13 protein-coding genes and 1 tRNA gene are annotated in these 26,041 nt (G+C 40.7%); 6 read left to right on the top strand and 8 right to left on the bottom strand.

Annotated features, from left to right (window positions below):
• Window position 1 precedes the first annotated feature (1 nt).
• Genes SOM16_RS15780 through SOM16_RS15770 form a run of 3 tightly spaced genes read left to right on the top strand, consistent with a single transcriptional unit; the run spans window position 2 to window position 10,286 of the window.
• Window positions 2-928, top strand: coding sequence for a methionyl-tRNA formyltransferase (locus tag SOM16_RS15780; protein ID WP_320464962.1), 927 nt, complete (start codon window positions 2-4; stop codon window positions 926-928).
• Window positions 929-966: 38 nt separating this feature from the next.
• Window positions 967-9,411: an MBG domain-containing protein gene (locus SOM16_RS15775; RefSeq protein WP_320464961.1), complete on the top strand. Its 8,445-nt coding sequence runs from the start codon at window positions 967-969 to the stop codon at window positions 9,409-9,411.
• A 14-nt stretch (window positions 9,412-9,425) separates the two neighbouring features.
• Complete coding sequence (locus tag SOM16_RS15770; protein ID WP_320464960.1) at window positions 9,426-10,286, top strand: PorP/SprF family type IX secretion system membrane protein; 861 nt, start codon at window positions 9,426-9,428, stop codon at window positions 10,284-10,286.
• Between the two features lie 336 nt (window positions 10,287-10,622).
• On the opposite strand, the gene SOM16_RS15765 is transcribed toward SOM16_RS15770, so the two are convergent.
• The 7 genes from SOM16_RS15765 to SOM16_RS15735 all read right to left on the bottom strand — a co-directional run bounded on the left by SOM16_RS15765 (window position 10,623) and on the right by SOM16_RS15735 (window position 18,764).
• Entirely contained in the window at window positions 10,623-13,034 is a 2,412-nt protein-coding gene (locus tag SOM16_RS15765) for a mechanosensitive ion channel family protein (protein ID WP_320464959.1), read from the bottom strand.
• A 244-nt stretch (window positions 13,035-13,278) separates the two neighbouring features.
• Window positions 13,279-14,112, bottom strand: coding sequence for a hypothetical protein (locus SOM16_RS15760; protein ID WP_320464958.1), 834 nt, complete (start codon window positions 14,110-14,112; stop codon window positions 13,279-13,281).
• Window positions 14,113-15,135: 1,023 nt separating this feature from the next.
• Window positions 15,136-16,107: a phytanoyl-CoA dioxygenase family protein gene (locus SOM16_RS15755; RefSeq protein ID WP_320464957.1), complete on the bottom strand. Its 972-nt coding sequence runs from the start codon at window positions 16,105-16,107 to the stop codon at window positions 15,136-15,138.
• Between the two features lie 478 nt (window positions 16,108-16,585).
• Window positions 16,586-16,672, bottom strand: a tRNA-Ser gene (locus tag SOM16_RS15750).
• Between the two features lie 184 nt (window positions 16,673-16,856).
• On the bottom strand, window positions 16,857-17,294 hold the full coding sequence (locus SOM16_RS15745; protein WP_320464956.1) for a DoxX family protein: 438 nt from the start codon (window positions 17,292-17,294) through the stop codon (window positions 16,857-16,859).
• Window positions 17,295-17,413: 119 nt separating this feature from the next.
• Window positions 17,414-18,109 (bottom strand): dipeptidase PepE, encoded by a 696-nt coding sequence (gene pepE, locus SOM16_RS15740; RefSeq protein ID WP_320464955.1) that lies wholly within the window; start codon window positions 18,107-18,109, stop codon window positions 17,414-17,416.
• A 28-nt stretch (window positions 18,110-18,137) separates the two neighbouring features.
• A complete protein-coding gene (locus SOM16_RS15735; RefSeq protein WP_320464954.1) occupies window positions 18,138-18,764 on the bottom strand; it encodes a Crp/Fnr family transcriptional regulator in 627 nt (208 codons plus the stop codon).
• A 296-nt stretch (window positions 18,765-19,060) separates the two neighbouring features.
• On the opposite strand from SOM16_RS15735, the gene SOM16_RS15730 reads away from it, so the two are divergent.
• Window positions 19,061-20,347, top strand: coding sequence for an ATP-binding protein (locus tag SOM16_RS15730; RefSeq protein ID WP_320464953.1), 1,287 nt, complete (start codon window positions 19,061-19,063; stop codon window positions 20,345-20,347).
• A 144-nt stretch (window positions 20,348-20,491) separates the two neighbouring features.
• On the opposite strand, the gene SOM16_RS15725 is transcribed toward SOM16_RS15730, so the two are convergent.
• Window positions 20,492-21,076 carry an RNA polymerase sigma factor gene (locus SOM16_RS15725; RefSeq protein ID WP_320464952.1) on the bottom strand — a complete coding sequence of 195 codons (585 nt, stop codon included), beginning with the start codon at window positions 21,074-21,076 and terminating at the stop codon, window positions 20,492-20,494.
• 167 nt (window positions 21,077-21,243) lie between these two features.
• Between SOM16_RS15725 and SOM16_RS15720 the strand changes: the two genes are divergently transcribed.
• Both SOM16_RS15720 and SOM16_RS15715 read left to right on the top strand, forming a co-directional pair.
• Window positions 21,244-22,404 carry a FecR family protein gene (locus SOM16_RS15720; protein ID WP_320464951.1) on the top strand — a complete coding sequence of 387 codons (1,161 nt, stop codon included), beginning with the start codon at window positions 21,244-21,246 and terminating at the stop codon, window positions 22,402-22,404.
• A 118-nt stretch (window positions 22,405-22,522) separates the two neighbouring features.
• A complete protein-coding gene (locus tag SOM16_RS15715) occupies window positions 22,523-26,026 on the top strand; it encodes a SusC/RagA family TonB-linked outer membrane protein (RefSeq protein WP_414692263.1) in 3,504 nt (1,167 codons plus the stop codon).
• Window positions 26,027-26,041 lie beyond the last annotated feature (15 nt).

Here is a 26,041-nt window from a genome sequence, read left to right as displayed (position 1 = left end):
AATGGAAATACAAAAAAAAATATTGGTATTATGTGGAGGCAAATTTGCCTTTCCAACATTGCAATTGCTTGCTTTTGAAAAATTTATGTGCGGAATAGGCATAGGAAATGCCAGTGAAACCATTATAGATGCCCTGGAAAGAGAATCAGAAGAGAATCACATTGGATTTAAGTCTTTTCCGGATAAAAATAGCGTTGCAGAAATGAGGTTGTGGATTGATCAGATCCAACCTGATTATATATTTTGTATCTCCTTTCCCTTCTTACTTCCAGAATCGGTTTTATCCTATGGGGCAGAGAGATTTATTAATTTCCATCCGGGTCCCCTACCACAATACAGGGGGGCGATGCCAATTTTTGAAGTATTGAAGAATCAGGAAACAGAAACGGCTATCTGTACCCATTTTATGAATTCAGAATTTGATAGGGGAAATATTATTTTTAATGATCCGGTGCCTATAGAAACGGGAGATACTTATGGAAAACTTACTGTGAAATTAAGTAGTCGAATGGCGCAGGTTGCGCTGAATATGGCGAACATGTTGCAGTTTGCCAGCAGTATTCCGAACCAACCACAAGACGAGTCATTATCCTATTACTATGAAAAGCCCGCATTATCGGATACTTATATTAATTGGAACCGAATGAGTGCAGAAGAAATTATGGCCTTAATTAATGCTTGCAACCCCTGGAATGCGGGTGCAGATGCTACACTACAAGGTGAGCAGGTTAAAATAATTATCGCTTCCCTTTTGGATGAACCTCATGATGATATGCCAGGAACAATTGTATCGGTAAATGATCGTATACAAATTGCCTGCGCTGATAATCAGCAGATTGCTGTTGATGTACTCACCACCGATTCTGGAATAATGACTGCCTTACAATATAAAATATTATACCCTGAGAAGACAGGGATTTTCAATTGATTTTAACAATAATAATTCAATTTCTAAACTCAGGGATTATGAAAAAAAACTTTACTTTAATTTTTACGATGCTCCTCTGTTTCTTTTCAATAGGAACAATGGCACAAACCCAGTTTTGGAGCGATACCTTCGAGGATACCGGAGCACCAAGCTCGGGTACAAGAGCGCCTTCTATTGATATTGGTGGACCTTCAGTACCTTATGCATATTATTTTTTAAGAACTAATGGAACCAATCTTAACCTGAATGCACCTTTTGCTCCGGAAACGAATACTTCTTATCAAAATATTCAAGGCACTAAATTTTGGGCTGGAGAGGATACCGACAGAGCTCGAACAGGTTCAAACGTTACTACAGATAAAGTACAAACCATTACCTGGTCTAATATCAATATAAGTGGAAAAACAGGTCTGTCTTTTAAAGGTTTGTTTGCTGCATTGCAGAGTCAGGGATGGCAAAATCCGGATTTTGGAGCTGCTTACGATTTTTTGATGGTTGAGTATAGTATAGACGGCGGAGCATGGACAAAAGCTGGTGGATTTTATGGAGATAGGTCTGCAATAAATGCAGGATATTTAAGAGAAGATACCGATAATGATAATTTTGGAGATGGAGCGCTTTTATCAAGAACTTTTACAGACTTTACCTGGGCAATAACAGGAACCGGATCAACAATGTCCCTTCGATTTAGTGCTAGTGCAGATGCAGGTTCTACGCAAGAATTTGCAATAGATAACTTTCGTTTATTCGACGCCCCTGTATCAGTAGCGCCAACCGTTACTACAGGTTCGGCAACCGGAATAGGTGCTGTAAAAGCAACCTTAGGGGGTAATGTAACTGCCGATGGTGGACCAACAGTATCTGATAGAGGAATTGTTTGGGCAACAACGATTAATCCAACGATTTCTAATACTAAAGTAAGCAGCGGAACCGGAACAGGCATTTTTAGTGCTATCGTTTCATCCTTACCAGCCGGAACACTTATTCATTACAGGGCCTTTGCTACGAATTCTGTAGGTACCAGTTATGGATCAGATGTAACGTTTACTACCAATGCTGCCTTATCAGGAACAATAAGTAAAACCGATGTATCCTGTTTTGGTGGTTCCAATGGTACAGCTACCGTAAGCATAACAGGGGGTGCTGTACCTTATAGCTACTTATGGTCGCCCGCTGGCGGAACTGGATCTACAGCTAGTGGACTCAGCCCGGGAAATTATACCTGCACGATAAGGGATAATGAATCAACAGAAATAACCAGAAATATTACCATTAATCAACCTGCTTCAGCAGTATCAGGTACTACTGTTGTCACTAACATTGCTTGTTTTAGTGGTACAAACGGATCAATTAATCTTACGCCAACCGGCGGTACGGCCCCTTATACCTTTAACTGGGGTGGTGGCATTACCACAGAAGACAGAACAGGCTTAGCGGCTGGTACTTATACCGTTACTATTACCGATGCCAATGGTTGTACAAGTTCTGTATCTGCAACAGTTACTCAACCTGCTTCCGGAGTATCAGGAACCAGGGTAATTACGAATGTATCTTGTTTCAGCGGTACAAACGGAAGCATTAACCTTACGCCAACCGGCGGTACGGCTCCGTATACTTTTAACTGGGGCGGTGGTATTACCACCGAAGATAGGACAGGTTTAGCACCAGGTACTTATTCGGTTACCATTACTGATGTAAATGGTTGTACAGGTGTGGTGTCTGCTACGGTAACCCAACCTACGGCAATATCAGGTAGCACTGTTGTCACTAACATAGCTTGCTCTGGCGGTACAACAGGGTCCATTAACCTCACCCCAACGGGTGGTACGGCTCCATATACATTTAGTTGGGGCGGTGGCATTACTACCGAAGATAGAACAGGTTTAGCGGCTGGTAATTATTCAGTTACCATTACCGATGCCAATGGTTGTACAGGCGTAGTGTCTGCTACCATAACGCAGCCTGCTTCAGCAGTATCGGGTACTACTGTTGTCACTAACATTGCTTGTTTTAGTGGTACAAACGGATCAATTAACCTTACCCCAACCGGCGGTACGGCTCCATATACCTTTAACTGGGGCGGCGGGATAACCACCGAAGACAGAACCGGTTTAGCCGCTGGCACTTATACCGTTATTATTACTGATGCCAATGGTTGTTCAGGTACGGTGTCTGCTACAGTCACTCAACCTGCCTCTGGAGTATCAGGTACAACCGTTGTAACCAACATCGCTTGCTTAGGTGGTTCAAACGGAGCGATTAACCTTACGCCAACAGGCGGTACGGCCCCTTATACCTTTAACTGGGGTGGTGGCATTACCACAGAAGACAGAACAGGCTTAGCGGCTGGTACTTATACCGTTACTATTACCGATGCCAATGGTTGTACAAGTTCTGTATCTGCAACAGTCACTCAACCTGCTTCCGGAGTATCAGGAACCCGGGTAATTACTAATATTGCTTGTTTCGGTGGTACAAACGGATCAATTAACCTTACGCCAACAGGCGGTACTGCACCTTATACCTTTAACTGGGGCGGTGGCATTACCACCGAAGACAGAACCGGCTTAGCTGCTGGCACTTATACGGTAATCATTACCGATATTAATGGTTGTACAGGTGTAGTGTCTGCTACGATAAACCAGCCTGCCTTAGCTATATCAGGTACTACTGTTGTAACTAACATCGCTTGTTTCGGTGGTACAAATGGCTCGATTAACCTTACCCCAGCTGGCGGTACCGGACCCTACACTTTTAATTGGGGCGGTGGCATTACCACCGAAGACAGAACCGGCTTAGCGACTGGTACTTATACAGTTATTATCACTGATGCCAATGGATGTACAGGTTCGGTGTCTGCTACAGTCACTCAACCAGCTTCCGGAGTATCAGGAACCAGGGTAGTGACTAATGTAGCTTGTTTTGGCGGTACAAATGGATCAATAAACCTTACCCCAACAGGCGGTACGGTACCTTATACCTTTAACTGGGGCGGTGGCATTACTACTGAAGACAGGACAGGCTTAGCCGCTGGCAATTATACGGTAATCATTACCGATGCCAATGGCTGTACAGGTGTAGTGCCTATAAGCATTACTGCACCATCTGCTATTGTAACTACGGCTTCTGCACAAACCAATGTTTCCTGTTTCGGCGGAACAAATGGTTCTGCTACCGTATCAGCAACGGGTGGAACAGGGGCATTTACTTATTCATGGTCGCCAAGTGGCGGAACAGCTGCAACAGCAACTGCCCTGGCTGCTGGCACTTATACCGTAACGGTTACTGATGCAAATGGTTGTACGGCTACACGCACATTCACCATTACTGCACCAGCAGCAATTGTAACGACAGCTTCTGCCCAAACAAATGTTGCTTGTTTCGGCGGAACGAATGGTTCTGCTACAGTATTAGCAACAGGAGGAACAGGCCCATATACTTATTCATGGTCGCCAAGTGGCGGAACAGCTGCAACAGCAACTGGCCTGGCTGCAGGCACTTATACTGTAACGGTTACTGATGCAAATGGCTGTACAGCTACGCGTTCATTCACCATTACTGCACCAGCGGCAATTGCAACTATGGCTTCTGCACAAACGAATATTGCTTGTTTCGGTGGAACGAATGGTTCTGCAACTGTATCAGCAACAGGTGGAACAGGCCCATATACTTATTCATGGTCGCCAAGTGGCGGAACAGCTGCAACAGCAACTGGCCTGGCTGCGGGTACTTATACCGTAACGGTTACTGATGCAAATGGTTGTACGGCTACACGTGCATTCACGATTACTGCACCGCCAGCAATTGTAACGGTTGCTTCTGCACAAACGAATGTTGCTTGTTTCGGTGGAACGAATGGTTCTGCTACTGTATCAGCAACGGGAGGAACAGGCCCATATACTTACTCATGGTCGCCAAGCGGCGGAACAGCTGCAACAGCAACTGGCCTGGCTGCGGGTACTTATACCGTAACGGTTACTGATGCAAATGGCTGTACAGCTACACGTGCATTCACGATTACTGCACCAGCGGCAATTGTTGCCACAGCGGGTATACAAACAAATGTGCTTTGTAATGGAGGATCAACCGGTTCAGCTACCGTAAATGTAACTGGCGGAACAGGTGCATATACTTATTCATGGTCGCCAAGTGGCGGAACAGCTGCAACAGCAACTGGTCTGGCTGCGGGCACCTATATCGTAACGGTTACTGATGCCAATCTTTGCCAAACAACACAAAGCTTTACCATTACGCAGCCGGCAGCATTAGGTATTACAACTAATAGCTTCTCGCAAGCCCAGGTTACGATGCCTTATATGCAGACCTTAAGTGCTATCGGTGGAAATGGAACCTATACCTATGGGGTAACCACTGGAAATTTACCAACAGGTTTAACTTTAAGTAGTTCGGGTAACATCAGCGGAACACCAACAGCAACAGGTACTTTTAATTTTACCATTACGGTAACAGAAAGCGGTTGTGGCCAAACCACTTCAAAGGCATTTACAATCGTATCTGTTTCAAGTACACAAACCATTACTTTTACAGCCCTTCCAACGCAAACTTTTGGAAACAGTCCATTAACACTTACCGCAACCGCTAATTCGGGTTTACCATTAGTTTATGCTTCCAGTAATACATCGGTAGCTACTATAAGTGGTAATGTATTAACAATTACAGGAGCTGGAACAGCAGATATTACTGCTTCACAAGCTGGTGGTTCGGGTTATGATCCTGCTCCCGATGTGGTACAAACATTAACTGTAAATAAGGCAAATGCAACCATTACCCTGGGTAATTTGACGCAGGTTTTTGATGGTACTCAAAAATCGGTAACCGTAACAACTACTCCTGCAGGTTTAACCGGATTGAGCACTACCTATAATGGCCTGGCCACTGCGCCAACTGCAGCTGGCACCTATACAGTTTCATCAACATTAAACAATAACAATTACGCTGCCACTGTAGCAACAGGGAATTTGGTGATCTCTCCTCAAGCCATCACGGTAACGGCGGCTGCGAAAAGCAAAACCTATGGCGATGCTGATCCGGCACTGACTTATACTTTCACTCCTACATTAATAGGTACGGATACTTTCACTGGTTCTTTAAGCAGGTCACCTGGCGAAAACGTGGGTACTTATGCCATCAACCAGGGTACACTTGCACTTAATGGCAATTACAGCTTAACTTATGTAGGTGCTAACTTAACAATCGGTGCGAAAACAGTTACAGTAACGGCAGCTGCGAAAAACAAAACCTATGGCGATGCTGATCCAGCATTGACTTATACTTTCACTCCTACATTAGCAGGTACGGATACCTTCACGGGAAGTTTGACCCGTTCACCTGGCGAAAATGTGGGTACTTATGCGATCAACCAGGGTACACTTGCACTTAACGGCAACTATACCTTAACCTACGTTGGTGCTGATTTAACGATCGGTGCAAAAACAGTTACGGTAACCGCTGCTGCAAAAAGCAAAACTTACGGTGATGCTGATCCTGCACAGACTTATACTTTTGCTCCTGCATTAACAGGTACGGATACGTTCACGGGAAGTTTGACCAGGTCACCTGGTGAAAATGTGGGAACATATGCCATCAATCAGGGTACACTTGCACTAAACGGCAACTATACCTTGACTTATGTTGGTGCTAACTTAACCATTGGCGCAAAAACCATTACGGTAACAGCCGCAGCGAAAAGCAAAACCTATGGTGATGCAGATCCTGCATTGACTTATACCTCTGCACCTGCATTGGTAACAGGCGATAGCTTCAGCGGAAGTCTGACCAGAGCAGTTGGCGAAAATGTAGGTACATATGCCATCAACCAGGGTACATTGGCTTTAAACGGCAACTATACTTTAACTTATATTGGTGCTGATTTAACGATCGGTGCAAAAACGGTAACGGTAACAGCCGTAGCCAAAAGCAAAACCTATGGTGATGCAGATCCTGCACTGACTTATACCTTTGCTCCTGCATTAACAGGTACGGATACGTTCACGGGAAGTTTGACCAGGTCACCTGGTGAAAACGTGGGAACTTATACCATTAATCAGGGTACACTTGCACTTAATGGCAATTACAGCTTAACTTATGTAGGTGCTAACTTAACCATCAGTGCAAAAACCATCACAGTAACGGCCGCATCGAAAAGCAAAAACTATGGAGATGCTGATCCGGCATTGACTTATACCTTTGCTCCGGCATTAACCGGAACAGATACTTTCACGGGAAGCTTGACCAGATCACCTGGCGAAAACGTGGGTACTTATGCCATCAATCAAGGTACACTTGCACTTAATGGCAATTACAGCTTAACTTATGTAGGTGCTAACTTAACGATCGGTGCAAAAACTATCACCGTAACGGCTGCTGCGAAAAGCAAAACCTTTGGGGATGTTGATCCGGCATTGACCTATACATTTGCTCCGGCTTTACAAACTGGCGATGCCTTCACAGGATCATTAACCAGACTGCCAGGCGAGAATGTAGGTACGTATGGCATTAACCAGGGAACACTAGCTTTAAGCAGCAATTACGTTTTAACTTATGCAGGTGCAAACTTAACCATCGGAGCGAAAACCATCACAGTAACGGCGGTAGCGAAAAGCAAAACCTTTGGTGATGTTGATCCGGCTCTGACCTATACATTTGCTCCGGCACTAGCCACAGGCGATAGCTTCAGTGGATCATTAACCAGATTGCCAGGCGAGAATGTAGGTACGTATGCCATCAACCAAGGCACACTAGCTTTAAGCAGCAATTACGTTTTAACTTATGCAGGTGCTAACTTAACAATAGGTGCAAAAATCATCACAGTAACTGCCGCTGCGAAAAGCAAAACCTTTGCTGATGTTGATCCGGCTCTGACCTATACATTTGCTCCGGCACTAGCCACAGGCGATGCCTTCACAGGATCATTAACCAGAGCAGTTGGCGAGAATGTAGGTACGTATGCCATTAACCAGGGCACACTAGCTTTAAGCAATAACTACACTTTAACTTATGTAGGTGCTAACTTAACCATCGGGGCAAAAACCATCACAGTAACGGCCGCTGCGAAAAGCAAAACCTTTGGTGATGCTGATCCGGCATTGACTTATACTTTTGCTCCGGCTTTACAAACTGGTGATGCCTTCACAGGATCATTAACTAGATTGCCAGGCGAAAATGTTGGTACGTATTCAATCAACCAGGGAACACTTGCACTTAACGGCAATTACAGCTTAACTTATGTAGGTGCTAACTTAACCATCGGTGCAAAAACCATCACCGTAACTGCCGCTGCGAAAAGCAAAACCTTTGGTGATGTTGATCCGGCTCTGACCTATACATTTGCTCCGGCACTAGCAACAGGCGATAGCTTCAGCGGATCACTTAACAGATTACCAGGTGAAGCCGTAGGAACATATGCGATTACTCAGGGAACACTGGCGTTAAATCGCAATTACACATTAACCTACAATGGGGCTAACTTAACAATTACTTCTAGAGTGATTACGATAACTGCCATAGCCAAAAGCAAAACCTATGGCGATGCTGATCCGGCACTGACGTATACTTTTAGTCCGGCGTTACCAACAGGAACTGTTGTTACCGGATCGTTAACCAGGGCAGCTGGCGAGAATGCTGGTACATATGCCATTAATCAAGGTTCACTTACTTTAAGCGGTAATTATACGGTGGCTTATGCAGGCGCAGACCTCACGATTAATAAAGCGGTTTTAACTGTTTCAGCGAATAATGCGGTAATGTGCCAATCTGATGGCTTCCCTAATTTTGGAGTTGCTTACAATGGCTTCAAGGCTGGTGATACTGAAAATTCACTCAGTACAAAACCTACAGTAAGCACTACTGCAAACAGCAATGTTGCCGGTACTTATGTATTGGTTGCTTCAAATGGTGGATCCGGTAATTACACTTTTGTTTATGTAAATGGTTCATTAGTCATTAATGCGCTTCCACAGGTTAATATCCTAAGCAATAATGGCACGAGTATCAGTAAAGGTGAAACTGCAATACTGACTGCGAGTGGTGGTTCATCATATAGCTGGTCTACAGCCAGTGGCATTATAAGCGGACAGAATACAGCTTCACTTACCGTAAGGCCTTCACAAACTACTGTTTATACCGTTCGTGTTACCAACGCAAGTGGATGTAGTCGCGTAGAATCGATTACTATTCAAGTAGCCGAAGATTATAAAATTGTAGCCAACAACATCTTAACGCCAAATGGTGATGGTGTAAATGATACCTGGATTGTGAAAAACATCGATATGTATCCAGGTAATGAGGTACGGATATTTGACCGTAATGGTAGGGAGATGTATAGTAAAAAAAGCTACGATAATAGCTGGGATGGAACCCTCCGTGGCATTCCGCTCGCAGAAGGAACTTACTACTATATTATTACTTACGGACCAGACAAACTGGTTCAAAAAGGTTTTATTACGATTATCAGAAACCGTTAAGAAAAATGAAAACGATGAAAACTAAAATATTGATATTGGCTGCTCTTTTAGGGGTTTCGAAAGTAAAAGCTCAAACCAATCCCTTATTAAATCAATACTTCAATAATACTTATCTCGCTAACCCGGCAATGGCCGGGTTAAAGGAAGGCGCAACCGTCGATCTGGCTTTTCGTTCACAGTGGAATGACATTCCTGGTGCACCTATTATTCAGAATCTTACTACTACCTATGGATGGGAGCGGGTAGGTGTTGGGTTGAACATGAGCATAGATAAGGCAGGTTTGCAAAGACAAACCCGGATTTTAGCCAGTTATGCCTATCACCTTCCGCTGACTGCTGATGCTAAACTCCATTTCGGTTTATCGGCAGGTTTTATGAATCAGCGCGTAGATATGCAGGATCTTATTGGAAACCCTAATGACGGACAAGTTGGTGCCTATAATACGGATCATAGAACCTATTTTGATGGCGACTTTGGAATCGGATTGACATCTAACAGCTTTAATGTTGATTTCGCTTTGGTTAACCTGAAAAACTATTTTAAAAAGGATAATTTCAAACTGATTAACACTCCGGTAATTTATGCTTCAGCAGGCTATCTGTTCAATCTGGGTGAAAATGTGTTTCAACCGAAAGTTGCCTACCGTTCTTTTACAGAGATATCAGACATTGTTGATATTGGTGGGCAATTTGGTGTTGCTAACCAACAGGTACTGTTTACCGCGATGTACCATACCAGTAAAGCAGCTAGTTTTGGCGTGGGTTTACATTATCGGAATAAATACATGATCAATACGGGTTACACCACACAAACAGGTTCATTAAGTGGCTATACCGCCGGGAGTTTTGAAATTAACCTGGGGATAAAATTGTAGTCGACAAGATCATATCTAAATGATTTAAAATGGAAACGGGCACCTTAGCAGTGCCCGTTTTTTTTATCGAATAATTGCACCCTAATCAATTAATTTGATATTAAGTTTGTTTAAACGCCGTTTATGCCTATCTATCCACACGTTATAAATGACATCTCAAATTATAATGGTTTATCCCTTATCAGATAAATACCTGATACATTAATAATATTCATTCGATGATGAATAGTTTGAGCCGTTAATATTGAAAATCGCCATCCCAACTCCTTTATTTTTTTTACAAATTTCCGCTGAGGATAACCGCTTGAATGATACTATAGCCTTCCTGGAAGAAATTTAGGGTTGATCAATTCTTTTTATCGTAATATCCTGATGTGGGAAAGGGATTTTAATTCCTTTTGCGCGAAATGCAGCATCAATTGCTTCAATTAAATCACTTTTGGTTTTTGATCCATCTTTATAATGCTTATTCCACAACAGGATTTTAATGTCGATTGAACTTTCACCGAATTTTTCAAACTGCACAACCGGTGCCGGGTTTTTCATGATGCCTGATTGTTCCTCCAATATCGACATCAGCACTTCTTTTATCTCCTTAAGATTGGAATCATAGGAGATACCAACAGAGATAGATAATCTCCTTTTATTACCACTGAGCGACCAGTTAACCAGGTGAGAATTGAGTATGTCGCCATTGGGCATGATCACATCTGCGCCTTCCCATGTTGAAATTACACTACTTCTAAATCCAATGGATTTCATGGTGCCACTCTGGCCATCAATTTCAATAATATCGCCTACATTAACCGGTTTTTCAAAAGCAATAATCAGTCCGCTCACCAGGTTATTTACTAATGCCTGTAAGCCAAAACCTATACCTACGCCCAAAGCACCTAATACAATGGTTATCCTATCTACAGGAATGCCAGCTGCAGCTACCGCGAGGAAAAGGCCCAGGCTTAAAATTGCTATGCGTATTAACAATAACCAGCTGCCTACACTTTGTAGCGCACTTTTGTTTTTTTCATCCTGTTGGACATGCTTATCGGATGCAAAGAAGGAAACGATTTTAGAAGTGATCACCGAAATGCCCATGATCAGTATAAACAAGAGTAAACTGTTGATGCTGAAAGTATAATCGCCTATGGTTCGCTCCTGTGCAAAAAAATCTCTAAGTGGTGCCGAAGCATTTGCGAAACCAGCAAAGTTTCTACCGAAAAGGATTATCCAGCCAAAGATCAGGAGCAAATAAAAACCCAGTGGTGCTTTCTTACCCACCTTCTCAAAATTGAGGTAAAATAGTTTTGGATCCTGCCTAGTGTAAACATTAAAGGCCAGGAATAATCCCTCATTAATTAATCTAATAGACCATAAAAAAAGAATGGCTACTACCACATTCAGATATCCACTAATCAGCAGTGCTTTTGAAAGGTTATACCGGCCATATAAGTTGGTAAAGATTGATGCTATTTCCAGGAATATCATTAAACCAATCGCAATTAATATCAGTTTTTCTCGCAGTTCTTCCTTTTTTCCTTTGAGTAAAATTATTACGCCTGCAATGCTTCCTGTTACGGATAGTGCCAGCATCATCCATCGCTCTATTCGCGAGGCCTGGAGAATGAGATTATCGGCCGCAGAACACAGGAACAGCGAAACCATTAAGATCCATACATTCATCCAGTACCTGGTTATAAAACCCCTGAACATCAGTGTTAAGCTAAGTGCACTTATTATCCAAAAAATAAAATTGAGGATAAATGGAGGAGAGAAGAATATAAACTGAAATACGCTAATTACGATCAGTAAGGCCGAACAAAGCGGATATCTTAAAACGAGTTGCCCTTCATATTGATGAGAAATAAGGCCATGGTTAATATAGATCTGTCTTAAGGATCGCAGGTAGATAAATGAGGCGGCTATAAGTACCAGCATTATAAAAAGCTTCCCGCTATTATTTTGCAAATAGAATAACAGGGTTAGAATTCCCTTATTCTTAGCCTGTGAAAGGATATCTTTAAATGGCCGATGGAAACCCACCTTTCCCCACAAATTCTCAAAGTCTCTATTTAAAGTATTATCTGCCACCTTGCGTTGTTCATACTCAATCTCCTCCAAGCTACTGTGAATTTTGAAAGCCTGCATGTTCACCTGGTTTAACTTGCCTTGGATATTGAGCGCAGCCTTTTTCAATGAACTATCTATTGGTGTTACTTCATAAGCTAAGACTACAATTTCCTGAAGATATTTAGATAAGGTAATGGAATCTGTAGGGAATTTAAAAAGTTCCGGGCGACTCAGTAAAGAATCGAGTTCATACCGATATTGGTTCAGCTGACTTTGATCCCGCTCCAATTTTGATTTTCTTACATTAATTTTATTGAGTAGTTCTGTCAGGATTTTAGCCGTAGTGGTTAAATTTCTAAAGGTTTGTGCTGTTCCCTTATGGGTAATCACTCCATCCCCTGCGATAAGGAAATTTTTTTCTATGGTTGCCAGCTGGGTCTTTATTGCTATTGTATCTAATCCCGTTTTCAGAAAGATTTTTGATTTCTGCATGGTCCTTTTAACTTCCTCAAAAATTTTGTTCTGTGCAATTGCTGCTTTATCACTTGCAAATTCATCCTGGCTTTTTTTAGCAGATGCTTTTGCGAATAATTGCATTTTAGAAACAAAATCTGTTTTTATTTTGCCTGTATCAGGATTTGAAGTGTCTGCTGCCTGACTTAAGGCTTCTTTACCTGGCATTAAGCAGAATAAAAATATCAGGAAGAAAAGTTGCCGGGTATTCATGCTGTTTTTTAGGGAGTTTATTGGGGCGGTGAAAACTGTTAAGGGTAAGCAGTATTAATGTTTTGCTATTCTTATTCTTTAAATCGACGTGTCGTTTTTATGCAATCAATCCAGCAGCGTATTTCTGCCAAAGAGATGAGATCTGACTTCGTTGTTAGATTTTTGCTCTTAATGGAAGAGAAGGGGATGTTTTATACAGCTATTTACGATATAGAGGGCACCTTTTTAACAGGTATTCCAATGGGCCAGTATAAGATCCATCTGTGTTTGATAAGAAAGCTTTATGGCTCTCGTTGTAAATACTTGCATTATTGTCCATGTAAATGTGCAGACTCACACTTACATCGTAACGCTGAACCGCATTGTTGTAGGTAGCACTGGTACTTGATACCCCTTTTACCTTTTCAGCGTCATCGCGTTTTACTTTTGTATCTGCATTAGTGTTTATAGAACTGGTTTGGTAACCTTTTGCCTGAATAACTGAACCGTCTATGATGTATTCCACGCCCAAGATATCACTTAGGTTTTTCATAGTAAAGCCCATCATTTTCTCGCGGGTAACGCCTGCCTGGATCAGGGTAGCATTTGTAGTTCTCGGATCCAGGATGGTATAACCTGCTGAATGGTTAGATAAGAAACTGAAAGCATCTTGCTGTGCCTTTAGTCCAACCTGTTCTGCACCTGGCTGATTATCCATCAGGAAAGTAAAGGGAAGGATGGCAATTTTATTGTGGTGATCTACCGGGGTGGCTGCCATGGCTACTGCATCCTTTTGCCTGTCTTCTGCTGGCAGAGCCTTTGCAAAGACTTCTACTCTTCCACTGGCGTGGGTAATCTTTAAAATTTCTGATTTCTTTAAAACATATTCCAAGGTTTCGCCTTCATAAGTGAAGGTAATGTCGTCAGCAGAAATTTTGGTGACTTTGCCTTTTAGCTCATCTCCATTTGTTTTCAGTACAATATCGGATTTAGTTTGTGCATAAATGGCAAAAGAGAACATTGCCATCGTGATCATTAGGAAGATTTTTTTCATGGGTTAGGGATTAAGTAAGGGATGATTACATTTATTTTTTAGCATTTAGAAGGGTATCTATGTCTGCACCGTTTCTTTAGCAGTATTCTATCAGATGCAGATGTAATTTGCTGCAAATAGCAAGTTAAGTTTTTGATGTCCGGTAGTTTACCAAAATACACGTTATTTAGAAATACCTTAAAAGAGATTGTAGCACCAAGATGTTTTAGCGAATTGACGAAGTAGGCCAGGTTGCAGCTGGTTTGTGCAAAGCTGTTTAGATTAAATATTCTACATTTGAGTAGCAGTGCGCAAAATTTATTGATTGTTTTCATCGAGCGTAATGTTTTAATAAAAATAAGGAATTTCATTATTAATTGATAACCTGATGGAGGATTTAGCTGAAATTCAATCTCTTTTTAGTGTCCCTTTATATGCCTTCTAATTATTCTTTTCGACATTTAGAAGCTGTCTAAAAATGATAAACTATCATCTTAAAAAAAATCAAAAGCCTGTATGCTGAAAATTTCGCAGGTTTTGATAACAATATCATAAAACATGCGAAGTATTTCTTGCAACAAAAGACCGTTTAAACTTCGCAAGTTGATCTTCATTCACGGAATGCGACAGTTTCTTAGGTAACATTTTTTTTACCCATATAGTCTATATCCTTCTGAAGAATAAATGAAACCGATGGAGTAGGAGATGACCTTGTTCAAATAACTAGCTATTCACATCCCTTAAAATGCAACTATCCTGCCTTAGGACTGCGATAGGACTCCAATAGGCATCGGACTAAAAGTACTCTTGCCATTTATTAATAATGTTGAATGTTTTAAGTAGAAATAAAATTGGAAATGTTTTTCCAAGATTCATTAGTAAATGTTATCAATACCAATCTCATACGGATGTTCAATTTGTTTTTTGGATAAAATCTTTATCTCGTACTATGCATCTCGGAAATGGCCTTAACAAAAACAAATGTTAAGAACTGCAAACAAGTCCTTTGCAATCAGCATTAGGATTTTAGTAATAAAACCGAAATCACCACTGTTCAGCCATTCGAAAAACCGGACTAAAATTAATGTATTGTACAAAGCGGGGTAGGCAGGAATGGTTGGGGCTTGCGGCATGGGGTAAAGCCTCCAACCATACAATAAGATCACCCTTTTTTCCCGGCACGGGCTTTTCTAAGCCTTTCCCACGCAATGCTTGTAATGCGGCTTCGGTTGTTTCAAATGCCGATCGAAATTCTTCGATCTGGTGATGGAAAGCGGGAATTACGGTAAAGGCACCACGATCACTGGGTACATCGTTCAGGTATACCAATCCCTGAATGTAATATTGTGGTCCTTTGGCAACATCAAAATCCCAATGGAGCAGACTTCCTTTGAAGGAAAAATGAGCATTGATCGGTGGGTTGTAACTTACTTTCTCACAGTTTGGCAGAATCTGCTTATTTCGGTATAAATCTATGAAAACGTCTTTTATCAGGCTGTTATTTCTAATGCGTGCTATGGTCTCATCCTGATATAGTTGTAACATTAAACCTTGAAGTTTTTCATGTTGATGGTACCAGGTTTCCTCATTTTCAAGATCGATTGCCAGAGTATCACAGATCAAATCTACTACCGCATCGCAGTCCGCGGCATCTATCAGGTTTTCAATCTGAAGATAGCCTTGTTTTTCCCAAATCAACTGCTGTTCATCAGATAAAATGCCAGGCCGATAAGGCTCGGGATCTCGATTTTTATCTAACAGATTAAATTGTTTTTCTGCATTTAAAAAAAAATCTTCACCCTTAAGCGCTTTGATCCAGTTTTTAAAATCATCTGCATCCTGACATTTTTGGTAAAGAAAATCATAGGTTTCAAATAGGCCAAGGCCGAAAAGGCTTAAAAAAACTTTCTCCTTTTCAAAAAAAGCATTGGATGTTTGTTTAACAGGCTGTTTAGCTGAATGGTGCAACTGATAAAGCCTTATAAAAGTATTTGATAATGAATTTGAGTGCGACATAAAGCAAAATAGATAAGACAATACTACGCAATAAGCTTTGATTAAATAAACCCAGGCTGGTTGTTTGCCACGTGTTGGATTTATTTTTCAGGATGATAGTTTTTTGTACCGTTCTTTTAATTGGCATCAAAATACGTAAATTCATTTAAATTTTTCGTCTTGACAAGAATTTAATGTCTTGCTTAGTGGCATTAACATTTTTAGACTACAAGGTAAATGCCACAGTTACCTAATGCTAATAATTTGTTTGCTATTTCTTCTTCTGAAAAACGGGGATGCGCAAATCAGTTTTTGCCGCCGCCAGCACTATAGTTGACAAGCTGGCATTATTTCCTGCAGTACTAATACTTTACTTTCTCTCTTAATAAAATTTCGCTTGGTACTGTTTTTTAACGAGGGGGATTTATGATACAGAAAAGTGCCGGAAAAAGTCGAATAAACAAAAAGCCCAACAATGTTGGGCTTTAAATTATTTATGCGGAGAGTGGGGGATTCGAACCCGCGGACCCTTTAACAAGTCAACAGTTTTCAAGACTGCCGCAATCGACCACTCTGCCAACTCTCCGCTGCAAAAGTACAAAGTTGATCGTAATCTGCAAATGATTTTTACTTTAATATTTAATAAAAAATATTAGCGCTTGTGAACCATTAAGTTAGCCCTTCATTTTTTTTTAAAAAGCTATCTAAACCTGCAGAAATTGGTGGCATTTTAGTCTTGTTTTGTTCTATCTGCTATAATAAAAAGCAGGTTATTGCGGTACAGCCTGCACTTTATCTACGGCAAGCACGCCATTTCCTTCCACAATGAAGCAGATGAGTCCGATTAAAACCAGTGATGAAAACCAGAATTCGGAGTAAGGCTTAAAGATGCCGCCAGAAATATTAATAAAAAATACTGCCCCGATTAAGATGGGCAGATTTAGCAGACAGAAAAAGCGGGTATTGGTACCAATGGCAATGGCTAGGCCACCGATAATGTGTACTAATATAATTAAGTGTGCCGCTAAACTGATGCTGAATGCGGTACCCAGCATGGCGCCCCGCATTAAATGATTAAAGGCTTCCATGTTGATGTAAAAATCAACTCCCTTCCAGATGAGGATGATGCCTAGCAAAATTCTGAAATAATCAATCCATTGAGGGTGATGCTGATCTCCCCAGTTTTCAATTTTCTTGAGCAGTTTCATGTTTTCTATATTTGGTTATGTCAATTTACAGAAAATCACTAATAAAAGCAAAAGTTTATCTTATTTATTATCAGTTCATTAATTGATGTAAATCTTTTGAAATCCATCCTTTATCTGAATCATTGCAAAACTGTTCCCGGTTCAACTTCATAGGGTTTTTTATCCTTTTCGAAAATCCTGGTTTTTTCCGAACCTTCTATTGTAATGCGGTCGCCGATTCGTCTAATCCAGTTTCCTTCCCTTAATCCGATTACTTTGGTGTCGTTTTGCGTGAGAAACTCCATAATTCTGGTTTCCCGGGTTTCGCCATTATGTTTCAAATCCGGATTCGGATCTAGATAGTGGGGGTTGATGTTGAATGGAACCAAACCCATGCAGTTGAATGAAGCCGGATAAACAATCGGCATGTCGTTAGTGGTCTTCATGTTCAGCCCGCCAATATTGCTGCCCGCACTACAACCAAGATAAGCTTTTCCGTTTACAATTTCCTGTTTAAGTACTTCCATCAAACCAATTTCATGCAATGTTTTAACGAGCAAAAATGTGTTGCCGCCTCCGGTAAAATAACCCTTAGCATTCTGTATCGCAGCTACCTGATCATCAAATTCATGCAAGCCCCGAACCTTAATTTGAAGACCTGCAAAAAACTGTCTTACCTTTTCGGTATATTCTTCATGAGAGATCCCGCCAGGCCGGGCAAATGGAATAAATATGATTTCCTCCACCCCTTTAAAAAGGTTAGTGATTTCTTTTTGGAGATAAGCCAGGTAAGTTCCACCAAAAAGAGTAGAAGTAGAGGCTAGAATAATATTCATTTGGTTTGTTTTAGAGGTAAGTAAATGGTTATTCAATAGTTGCTGTTTTGCTTCTTAACCGGCTCAGTGTTTCTAAACGCATTCCAATAAAAGAGGCAATGTATTTTAATGGCACCCTGTTCATCAGGTGTGGATAAGTGAGCAAAAGCCGTTGATAGCGTTTTTGTGCGGTTGGCAACCTGGCGAGCAATGCTCTTTCTGAAGCACCCTTAATGTAAAGTTCGGTCATCTTTCTACCCACGTAATTGGCAATCAGGAAATTTTCATATAAATAGTTAGTCATGCTATGCGGAACTGCAATAGCCAGTACGTTTTCTATGGTTTCTACATATTCGTCTGTGGGAACATCCTCCCAAAGATTCCTGATGGTGCCAGCAAGTTCATTTTCTGCAGCAATCCAGGTGGTAACCTTATTATTCCCCACTTTGATATAACCATGAACCGCACCCTTCAAAATCAAATAGATATACTTGTTCCTTTTAAGTGGAGAGGCAACATGTTTATTTTTTGCAAAATTAACCGGAAATGTTTGCTCGTTAATAACATCCTTAATCTCCGGACTCAGGTCATGAAAAGATTTAAACACAGCAATCAATGGAGATTCCCCGCCAAAGTCGGTCCATTTTTTGTCACCGTAAATGTTCTCTATGTTCATTGATGAAAATTTTTGGTAAAACTCGGTATTAAAATATAAAAAGCATAACAGTGCAGTCCTAATTGGCGAAAATTTTGTTCATAATTTATAAAATTTGATTGTTCAAAGAATAAATATATCGGCATTTGTATTTATCCATCTAAATTATTGTTAAAATAGGGTTACCTAAAAATAAAAGACATTCATTAATATTTAAGCAAGCCTTAGATGATGAAAATTGGCGAATTGAATTGGTTTTCCACAAGGCTATAAATTCACAGATGTTTAGTTATATTTGCTAATTAATTTAGTAAAGGATGTCTGAGAAAGTTAACATTACCTCAAAAGGAATTCAAAGGGTACTTAAAAATTATAACGAGAAGCAAGCCATAGCCGAATATATCTGGAATGGTTTTGATGCTAATGCAGATACGATCAACATCGATTATATCGCCAACGAACTCGGGCGTTTGGAGAATTTGAAGATTGCAGATAATGGTTATGGCATTAATTTCCAGCGGTTACAGCAGAAATTTGATCCATTTTTCGAGTCGGAGAAGGCTATTCAAATTGTAGCTCCAAAACATACTTCTAAAATGCACGGCCGGAATGGGGTAGGGAGACTTACATTTTTCACCTTCGCGCACAATGCCAACTGGAATACCACCTATCGGGATGAAAAGGGTTTTCATCGCGGAATAATACAAATTAATACAGGCGGATTAAATAGTTATGAAGCAGTTGAAGAACCTGCTGCAGAAAACCAGACCGGAACTACCGTTACCTTCACCAATCTTCGCATCAGTGAAATAGATTTTGAGCAAGGCGTGATCCCTTTTTTGATCAATGAATTTTGTTGGTTTATCGAACTGAACAAACATAAAAAAATGCAGGTTTTTGTTAATGGAAAAGCACTAAATTTTTCTGAAAACATTAAAAGCTTAGAAGAATTTGAACTGCTTTATGCTGATGCCGGATTTAAGTTTAAAATCAAATATGTGCACTGGAAAGAGGGGCTGCACAAAGAGTTATCTAAATATTATTTCCTGGCAGGGGGCGAAGAAATTTACAAGGATTATACTACACTGAATAAGAAAAGTGATGATTATTTCCACAGTGTTTACATCGATAGCGATTTTTTCAGGGACTTTGATTTTAAGAGTTTTGAGAATGAAGGTCAGGTGGCTTTGTTTGGCGCTGCTAAATCTGCACCAGCCTACCGCTTCCTGATGAAGGAACTTAACGAATACCTGAAGAATAAGCGCAAGCCTTTCTTAAAAGAATATGCCGATGGCTTGATTAATACTTTGGAGCAAGATGGCATCTTCCCGAGGTATGTAACCGAGCGAGAACGCGATATGGCTAAACCAAAGCTAACCGGGTTGATTAAAGTTTTATATGAAGTAGAACCAAAATTATTCAGCAGCCTTAGTATTGATCAAAAGAAAATGCTCGTTCGTCTACTGGATCTCTCGCTAAGAACTGATGATAAAGAAGGTGTTTTTAATTTACTGAGTGAGATTGTACAACTCGAAGGTGATGATCAGAATGATTTACGGGAAGCTTTGGGTTTGAGTTTGAAGTCTCCAGTCGGGAGTCTGTAGTCATGAGTCCAGGGCGTAAATAAACTAGCGGCTATGGACTTTACATGGTTTTTACGAAGAACTTATTAGAGTCTCCAGTCGGAAGTCTGTAGTCATGAGTCCAGGGCGTAAATAGACTAGCGACTATGGACTAAGGACTCCCGACTAAAAAAGCAACACGCCCGTGTATTTCAACATGGTTCTTAAATGCTTCAGTGCAATGGTTAATTGATTTTCGACGGTTCTTTTGGAAATGCTAAGTTTTTCTGAAATTTCAGTAATACTTAAATGTTCCTGCCGACTTAGGAGGTAGATTTCGCGGCAGCGGAGTGGTAATTCTTCGAGCGAAACCCTTACTTTTTGATCCAGTTCTGCAATCAGCATTTTTTCATCACCAGCGTTGGCAACTGATGGATGATCCGTCATCAAGCCATCGCCTTCGGCTTCATAGCTTTCTACATATTTTAAAGGAATGGCTTTCTTCTGCTGGTTTTTTCTAATGCCATGGTAACTGGCTGATGTGATCACATAACTTTTAAAGGAAGAAATTTTTATGCTATGGCGCTTATTCCAGATATTCAGAAAAATATCGTGTGCTATTTCCAGCGCAAGTTCCTCGTCTTTAACGTAACGGAACGAGACGGCATACACCCGCAACCAATGACGTTCGAAAAGGAGATTGAAGGCCTTTTCATCATTGTAAAGAATGCGGTTTAGTAATTCCAGATCGCTATAATCGCTGTTTGGCATATGCTTATTTATAATAAAGCTAGGGTTTAAAAACTGAAATAAAAAATACATCAGAATCGCATCATGCATTATTTGCTTTTTTTTATTTTTTTTATGTGTGTGCCCGATCGTAATTGTATCTATATCTATAACAAGCTATCCTAACCAAATATTCAATCACCCGGGAAATGACAGAAACCCAATATTTAAACTTTTGCGAAAAGTACCTGAAAGGCTTATGTTCTCCTGAAGAAGAAAATATGCTCGATGCTTATCAAAAAGAAAATGGTTTATTTGATTTAAACCTGTCTGGTGATGAGGTTCGAAGACTTCGTGAAACATTAAGCAGTAGACTTACTCAAAGTATGCAGGCGCAGCACGGAAAAAAGTTTAATGTCGTCTGGCTGAACTGGAAAATCATTGCGCCTATTGCAGCTGTACTTTTAGTTACTATTTATCTTGCTGTTCATCAATTTTCATCCTATAAACAAAAACCTGTTTTAACTGCAAAAGTAAAACCATTAAATGAAGTAAAGGATATTATTGCTGGTTCTGCCAATGCTGTATTAACATTGTCTACAGGAGAAAGCATTAAACTTGATGGTTCGAAAAATGGCCTCATTAATACAGGAAACAGTACCAGTATTTCAAAATCAGGAAACGGCCTGGTGGTTTCTGCCTTGGGAAAAGATAGTCCGGCAAATAATGAACTTTTAAACAAAATTACCATTCCGAGAGGTGGGAAATATAACATTACGTTGCCAGATGGAACGCGGGTTTGGTTAAACTCTTCCTCTTCATTAAGCTTTCCAAACACCTTTGAGGGGCCAGACCGTAAGGTAATGTTAACAGGTGAGGCTTATTTTGAAGTAGCCAGCAACAAGCAAAAACCTTTTAAAGTAAATGTTGCCGGTAAGCAGGAAGTAGAAGTTCTGGGTACACATTTTAATATCAGTGCTTTTGAAGAAGATCAAAATATTACGACCACCTTATTAGAAGGTGCTGTGAAAGTGAATACCAGCAAGTTTCAAACGCTGATTAAACCGGGGGAGATGGCGGTTAATAACCTGAAGACTAAACCCAGAATTGTTCAGGCGGATTTGGATGAAGTAATGGCCTGGAAGAATGATATGTTCATTTTTAACAATGAAAATATAACTTCAATTATGAAGAAGATTTCCAGGTGGTATGACGTAGATGTTACTTATGAAGGAGACATGACAACACTCAATTTTGAGGGAAATTATTCCCGCTCTAAAGGGTTGAAAAGTTTACTTAAAAATATTTCGCTTACTGATAAGGTTCGCTTTGTGATGGCAGAAAGGAGGATTACCGTTATAGCAAAATAACTACACTACAAACAAAAGATCTAAAAACCGGAAGTGTTGAGACCACTCCCGGAATTGATTAGCAATCAGCTAATCCGGATATTATTAATCAATCAAACAACTAATTAATCCTAACCAAATGTATAAAATTTTTACTGCACTTCTGTGCGGGGATATCCCTTGCTATACGCAAAAAATTCTTCGAGTTATGAGGCTTACCATCATGTTAATAATGATAGCTGTTTTACAAGTGAGTGCCGGCACTTTTGCCCAGCAGGTGAGCATCAATGTAAAAGATGCGCCTGTGCGCGAAGTTTTAAGCCAGTTAACCAAACAAACAGGCTATAATTTTATTTGCGATGCCAACATTATCAACAGTCTTTCGCCAGTTACGATCAAGTTGAAAAACACACCGCTTCAAAAGGTTTTAGAAGCCTGTTTTGCTACGCAACCTGTAGAATTGCTTTTTGGCGATCATACTACCATTGTAATTAAAAGAAGAGCTCAGGTTATTCAACCAGTGGCTCAGGTAATTTCAGTTTCCGGAAAAATCACCGATAATAAGGGCATTGGTTTGCCTGGGGTGAGTGTATTGATAAAAGGAACGAAAACGGGTGTAGTTTCGGATGTAAACGGTAACTACTCGATTAAGGCACCAGATCAGAAATCGGTGTTGGTTTTTTCTTTTATTGGGATGGTGAGTCAGGAAGTGAGCGTGGGCGATAGAACGGTAATTAACATTGTGCTGGCTGATACACCACAGTCACTTGGTGACGTAGTGGTTGTGGGGTATGGAACACAATCGCGTACAACGGTAACTTCTTCTATTACTAAGGTAGAAGGAAAAAACATTGGCAACCAGCCCGTATCCACTCCTGGTGAAGCCTTAGCCGGTTTAGCCGCTGGTGTTCAGGTACAATCAGATCAGGGTGGTAAGCCTGGCGCAGCACCAACCATCAGGATTCGTGGCGTAAGTTCACTGAGTTCATCAAACGATCCTTTATATGTAGTAGATGGTTATCCACTGGAAACCGCTTCCAATTTCAACTTGATTAATCCAAGTGATATCGAATCTATTGAAGTGTTGAAAGATGCGGCTTCTGCGGCGATTTATGGATCGAGAGCTGCCAATGGAGTAGTGCTGGTAACCACCAAACGTGGAAAGGCAGGTAAAACCGTATTTTCAGTTTCAGCTTACACGGGTATTCAAACCGTAAATAAATACATTGATGTTTTAAGTAAAGATCAATATGTACAGCAGGTAAAGGCATTAAGCCGGATTAAAAACCTGCAATATCCAAGCATTTTGGATGGCGATATTTCCAACCTGCCGGATGTAGACTGGCAGAAGGAAATTTTTAGAACGGCTCCCATCAGCAGTTTTGAATTTAATGCTTCTGGCGGTAGTGAGAAAGTTCGTTTCAGTGCTTCAGCGGGAATTTTTAAACAAAAAGGGGTCCTAATCGGTACAGAATATACCCGTTATAATACGCGGATTAACCTGGATGCAGATATCGTTAAAAATGTAAAATTTGGCTTCTCGATTTCTCCATCTTATTCAGAGCAATTCAGACAACCTTCGTCCGGACAGGCGAGTGGTGCAGGTGCTAACCCGAGCGATTACATTATCGGCGTACCCGGCTTGCTTGCAGATTTAAACTTACCAAGTCCATTAAACCAAGCTTTAACATTTCAACCGATTGTGCCTGTGTATCGCTCCAATGGCGATTTTGCACAGCCTTATGATCGGGAGTTAAACTATAATCTGTCGCCAACCTCGGTGTTTTCTGCATCGAATTTCTATAATCCGGTAGGCATTTTAAGTCAATCCATTAACCGTTCAAGAGCATTCAGAACGTTAAGTAATGCCTTTTTAGAATATGCACCAATTCCAGGCCTGAAGTTGAAAACCTATATCGGCGCTACTTTAGAGAATGAGCAGATTCATGGTTATGTACCAGGTTCTATGGCTTACAGTTCTGCGCCAACGGCTTCTTATGCAAGTCCGCAACTGGCTGGTATTTTTGCTTCGGATAATGTGCGCAATAGTTTCGACTGGGTTTGGGAGAATACGGCTACCTACGATAAACAAATCGGGAAACACCATTTCAATGTATTAGGTTTGTTTTCTGCACAGAAATACGAATCGCAAATTAATTATACCGCAGGTTTGCCGGGAACATTTATCACCACTTCGGTACAAAGTCCGTTGGCCTCGCCAAATACAGTGGGTACTGAACTTTTTGATGCCAATACTTTTGTTTCTTATGCGGGTAGGTTTACTTATGATTATGATAAGAAATACTTGTTTACGGCAGCGGTTCGTCAGGATGGTTCATCCCGTTTCGGTTTAAATAATAAATATGCAGTGTTTCCATCTTTCTCACTGGGCTGGCGTTTGGCTGAAGAGCCTTTGTTAAAAGAGACGCTTGCAAAAATCGGAATCAACGAGTTTAAGCTAAGAGGTGGTTATGGCCGCACAGGTAATGCCAATATTGGAAGCTTTACTTATATAAATGCCATTGCCCTAAATAGAAATTATGCTTCTGGTAGTAACCGCATTTTTGGAACCCAGCAAACAGGTTTTGCTAATCCGGATTTAACCTGGGAGAAAAATGATCAGACCAGTATCGGTACTGATATTGGTTTATTGCAAAACAAAATCGTGTTGACTTTCGATTATTTCATTAGAAATTCTAACGGCATGTTGCTGAACAAAGCTTTGCCATTGGATGTGGGGTATACCACTACCTACCAGGCAAATTTAGGTAAACTACAGAACAAAGGGTTCGAATTTACGGCCAATACCAACTTCAAACTAGGTGCGGTAACGTGGAATGCAAATGCAAACTTCTCTACCTATAAAACGAAAGTTTTAGATCTTGGTGGTCCGAGCGCTTTACCAGCGGTAAGGGCAATTAATGGTTGGAATAATGTGTATCAGGTACAAGTGGGGCAGCCATTGGGAATTATGTATGGTTACGAAATTGTAGGCGTATTTAGAAATGCTGCAGATCTGGCGAATAACCCAAGAGTTACCTCAGGGAACAACATTGGCGATTCAATGATTAAAGATCAGAATGGTGATGGTAAAATTGATGTAAACGATATGACGGCGCTGGGGCACGGCTTACCTGATTTTACTTATGGTTTAACCAATTCCTTTCAATACAAAAACTTTGATTTGAGTATTTTAATGCAAGGGGTACAAGGGGTAAATATTATTAATGGAAATAACAGGCAAACCATTACGGGTAACCATAATCAGAATTCGGTAAGCAAATATTTTAATAATTATTTTGATCCGGCTTTTCCAAACCGGGATGTGGTTTATCCGAGTCCGATTTCTACGGGTTCATTACCCGGCCCGGCCCTGTCTAGTTTAGCGGTTGAAAATGGTTCTTACCTGCGGGTTAGAAACATCACTTTGGGGTATCGCCTGAGCGAAAATCTGCTGAAGAAAATTTCGCTTCAATCGGCCAGATTCTATGTAACCGCACAGAATCCATTCCTGATTACGAAATATTCAGGTTACAACCCCGAAGCAAATATTATGGGTGGAGATCCTACCACACCAGGCGTAGATCAGGGAACATACCCAACCGCCCGTACGATCATTTTTGGGATCAACTTTGGATTTTAATTGCCTTAATACTGA

The sequence above is a fragment of the Pedobacter sp. CFBP9032 genome (assembly GCF_034045265.1).
GTDB lineage: Bacteria > Bacteroidota > Bacteroidia > Sphingobacteriales > Sphingobacteriaceae > Pedobacter.
The sequence above is the reverse complement of the archived record's forward strand: the minus strand, read 5'-3'. Positions and strand labels throughout refer to the sequence as shown.

Bases quoted from the DNA above. Each gene is read 5' to 3' on its own strand.
- SOM16_RS15780 (WP_320464962.1), top strand. From the start codon at position 2: ATGGAAATACAAAAAAAAATATTGGTATTATGTGGAGGCAAATTTGCC.
- SOM16_RS15775 (WP_320464961.1), top strand. From the start codon at position 967: ATGAAAAAAAACTTTACTTTAATTTTTACGATGCTCCTCTGTTTCTTT.
- SOM16_RS15770 (WP_320464960.1), top strand. From the start codon at position 9,426: ATGAAAACTAAAATATTGATATTGGCTGCTCTTTTAGGGGTTTCGAAA.
- SOM16_RS15765 (WP_320464959.1), bottom strand. From the start codon at position 13,034: ATGCCAGGTAAAGAAGCCTTAAGTCAGGCAGCAGACACTTCAAATCCT.
- SOM16_RS15760 (WP_320464958.1), bottom strand. From the start codon at position 14,112: ATGAAAAAAATCTTCCTAATGATCACGATGGCAATGTTCTCTTTTGCC.
- SOM16_RS15755 (WP_320464957.1), bottom strand. From the start codon at position 16,107: ATGTCGCACTCAAATTCATTATCAAATACTTTTATAAGGCTTTATCAG.
- SOM16_RS15745 (WP_320464956.1), bottom strand. From the start codon at position 17,294: ATGAAACTGCTCAAGAAAATTGAAAACTGGGGAGATCAGCATCACCCT.
- pepE (WP_320464955.1), bottom strand. From the start codon at position 18,109: ATGAATATTATTCTAGCCTCTACTTCTACTCTTTTTGGTGGAACTTAC.
- SOM16_RS15735 (WP_320464954.1), bottom strand. From the start codon at position 18,764: ATGAACATAGAGAACATTTACGGTGACAAAAAATGGACCGACTTTGGC.
- SOM16_RS15730 (WP_320464953.1), top strand. From the start codon at position 19,061: ATGTCTGAGAAAGTTAACATTACCTCAAAAGGAATTCAAAGGGTACTT.
- SOM16_RS15725 (WP_320464952.1), bottom strand. From the start codon at position 21,076: ATGCCAAACAGCGATTATAGCGATCTGGAATTACTAAACCGCATTCTT.
- SOM16_RS15720 (WP_320464951.1), top strand. From the start codon at position 21,244: ATGACAGAAACCCAATATTTAAACTTTTGCGAAAAGTACCTGAAAGGC.
- SOM16_RS15715 (WP_414692263.1), top strand. From the start codon at position 22,523: ATGTATAAAATTTTTACTGCACTTCTGTGCGGGGATATCCCTTGCTAT.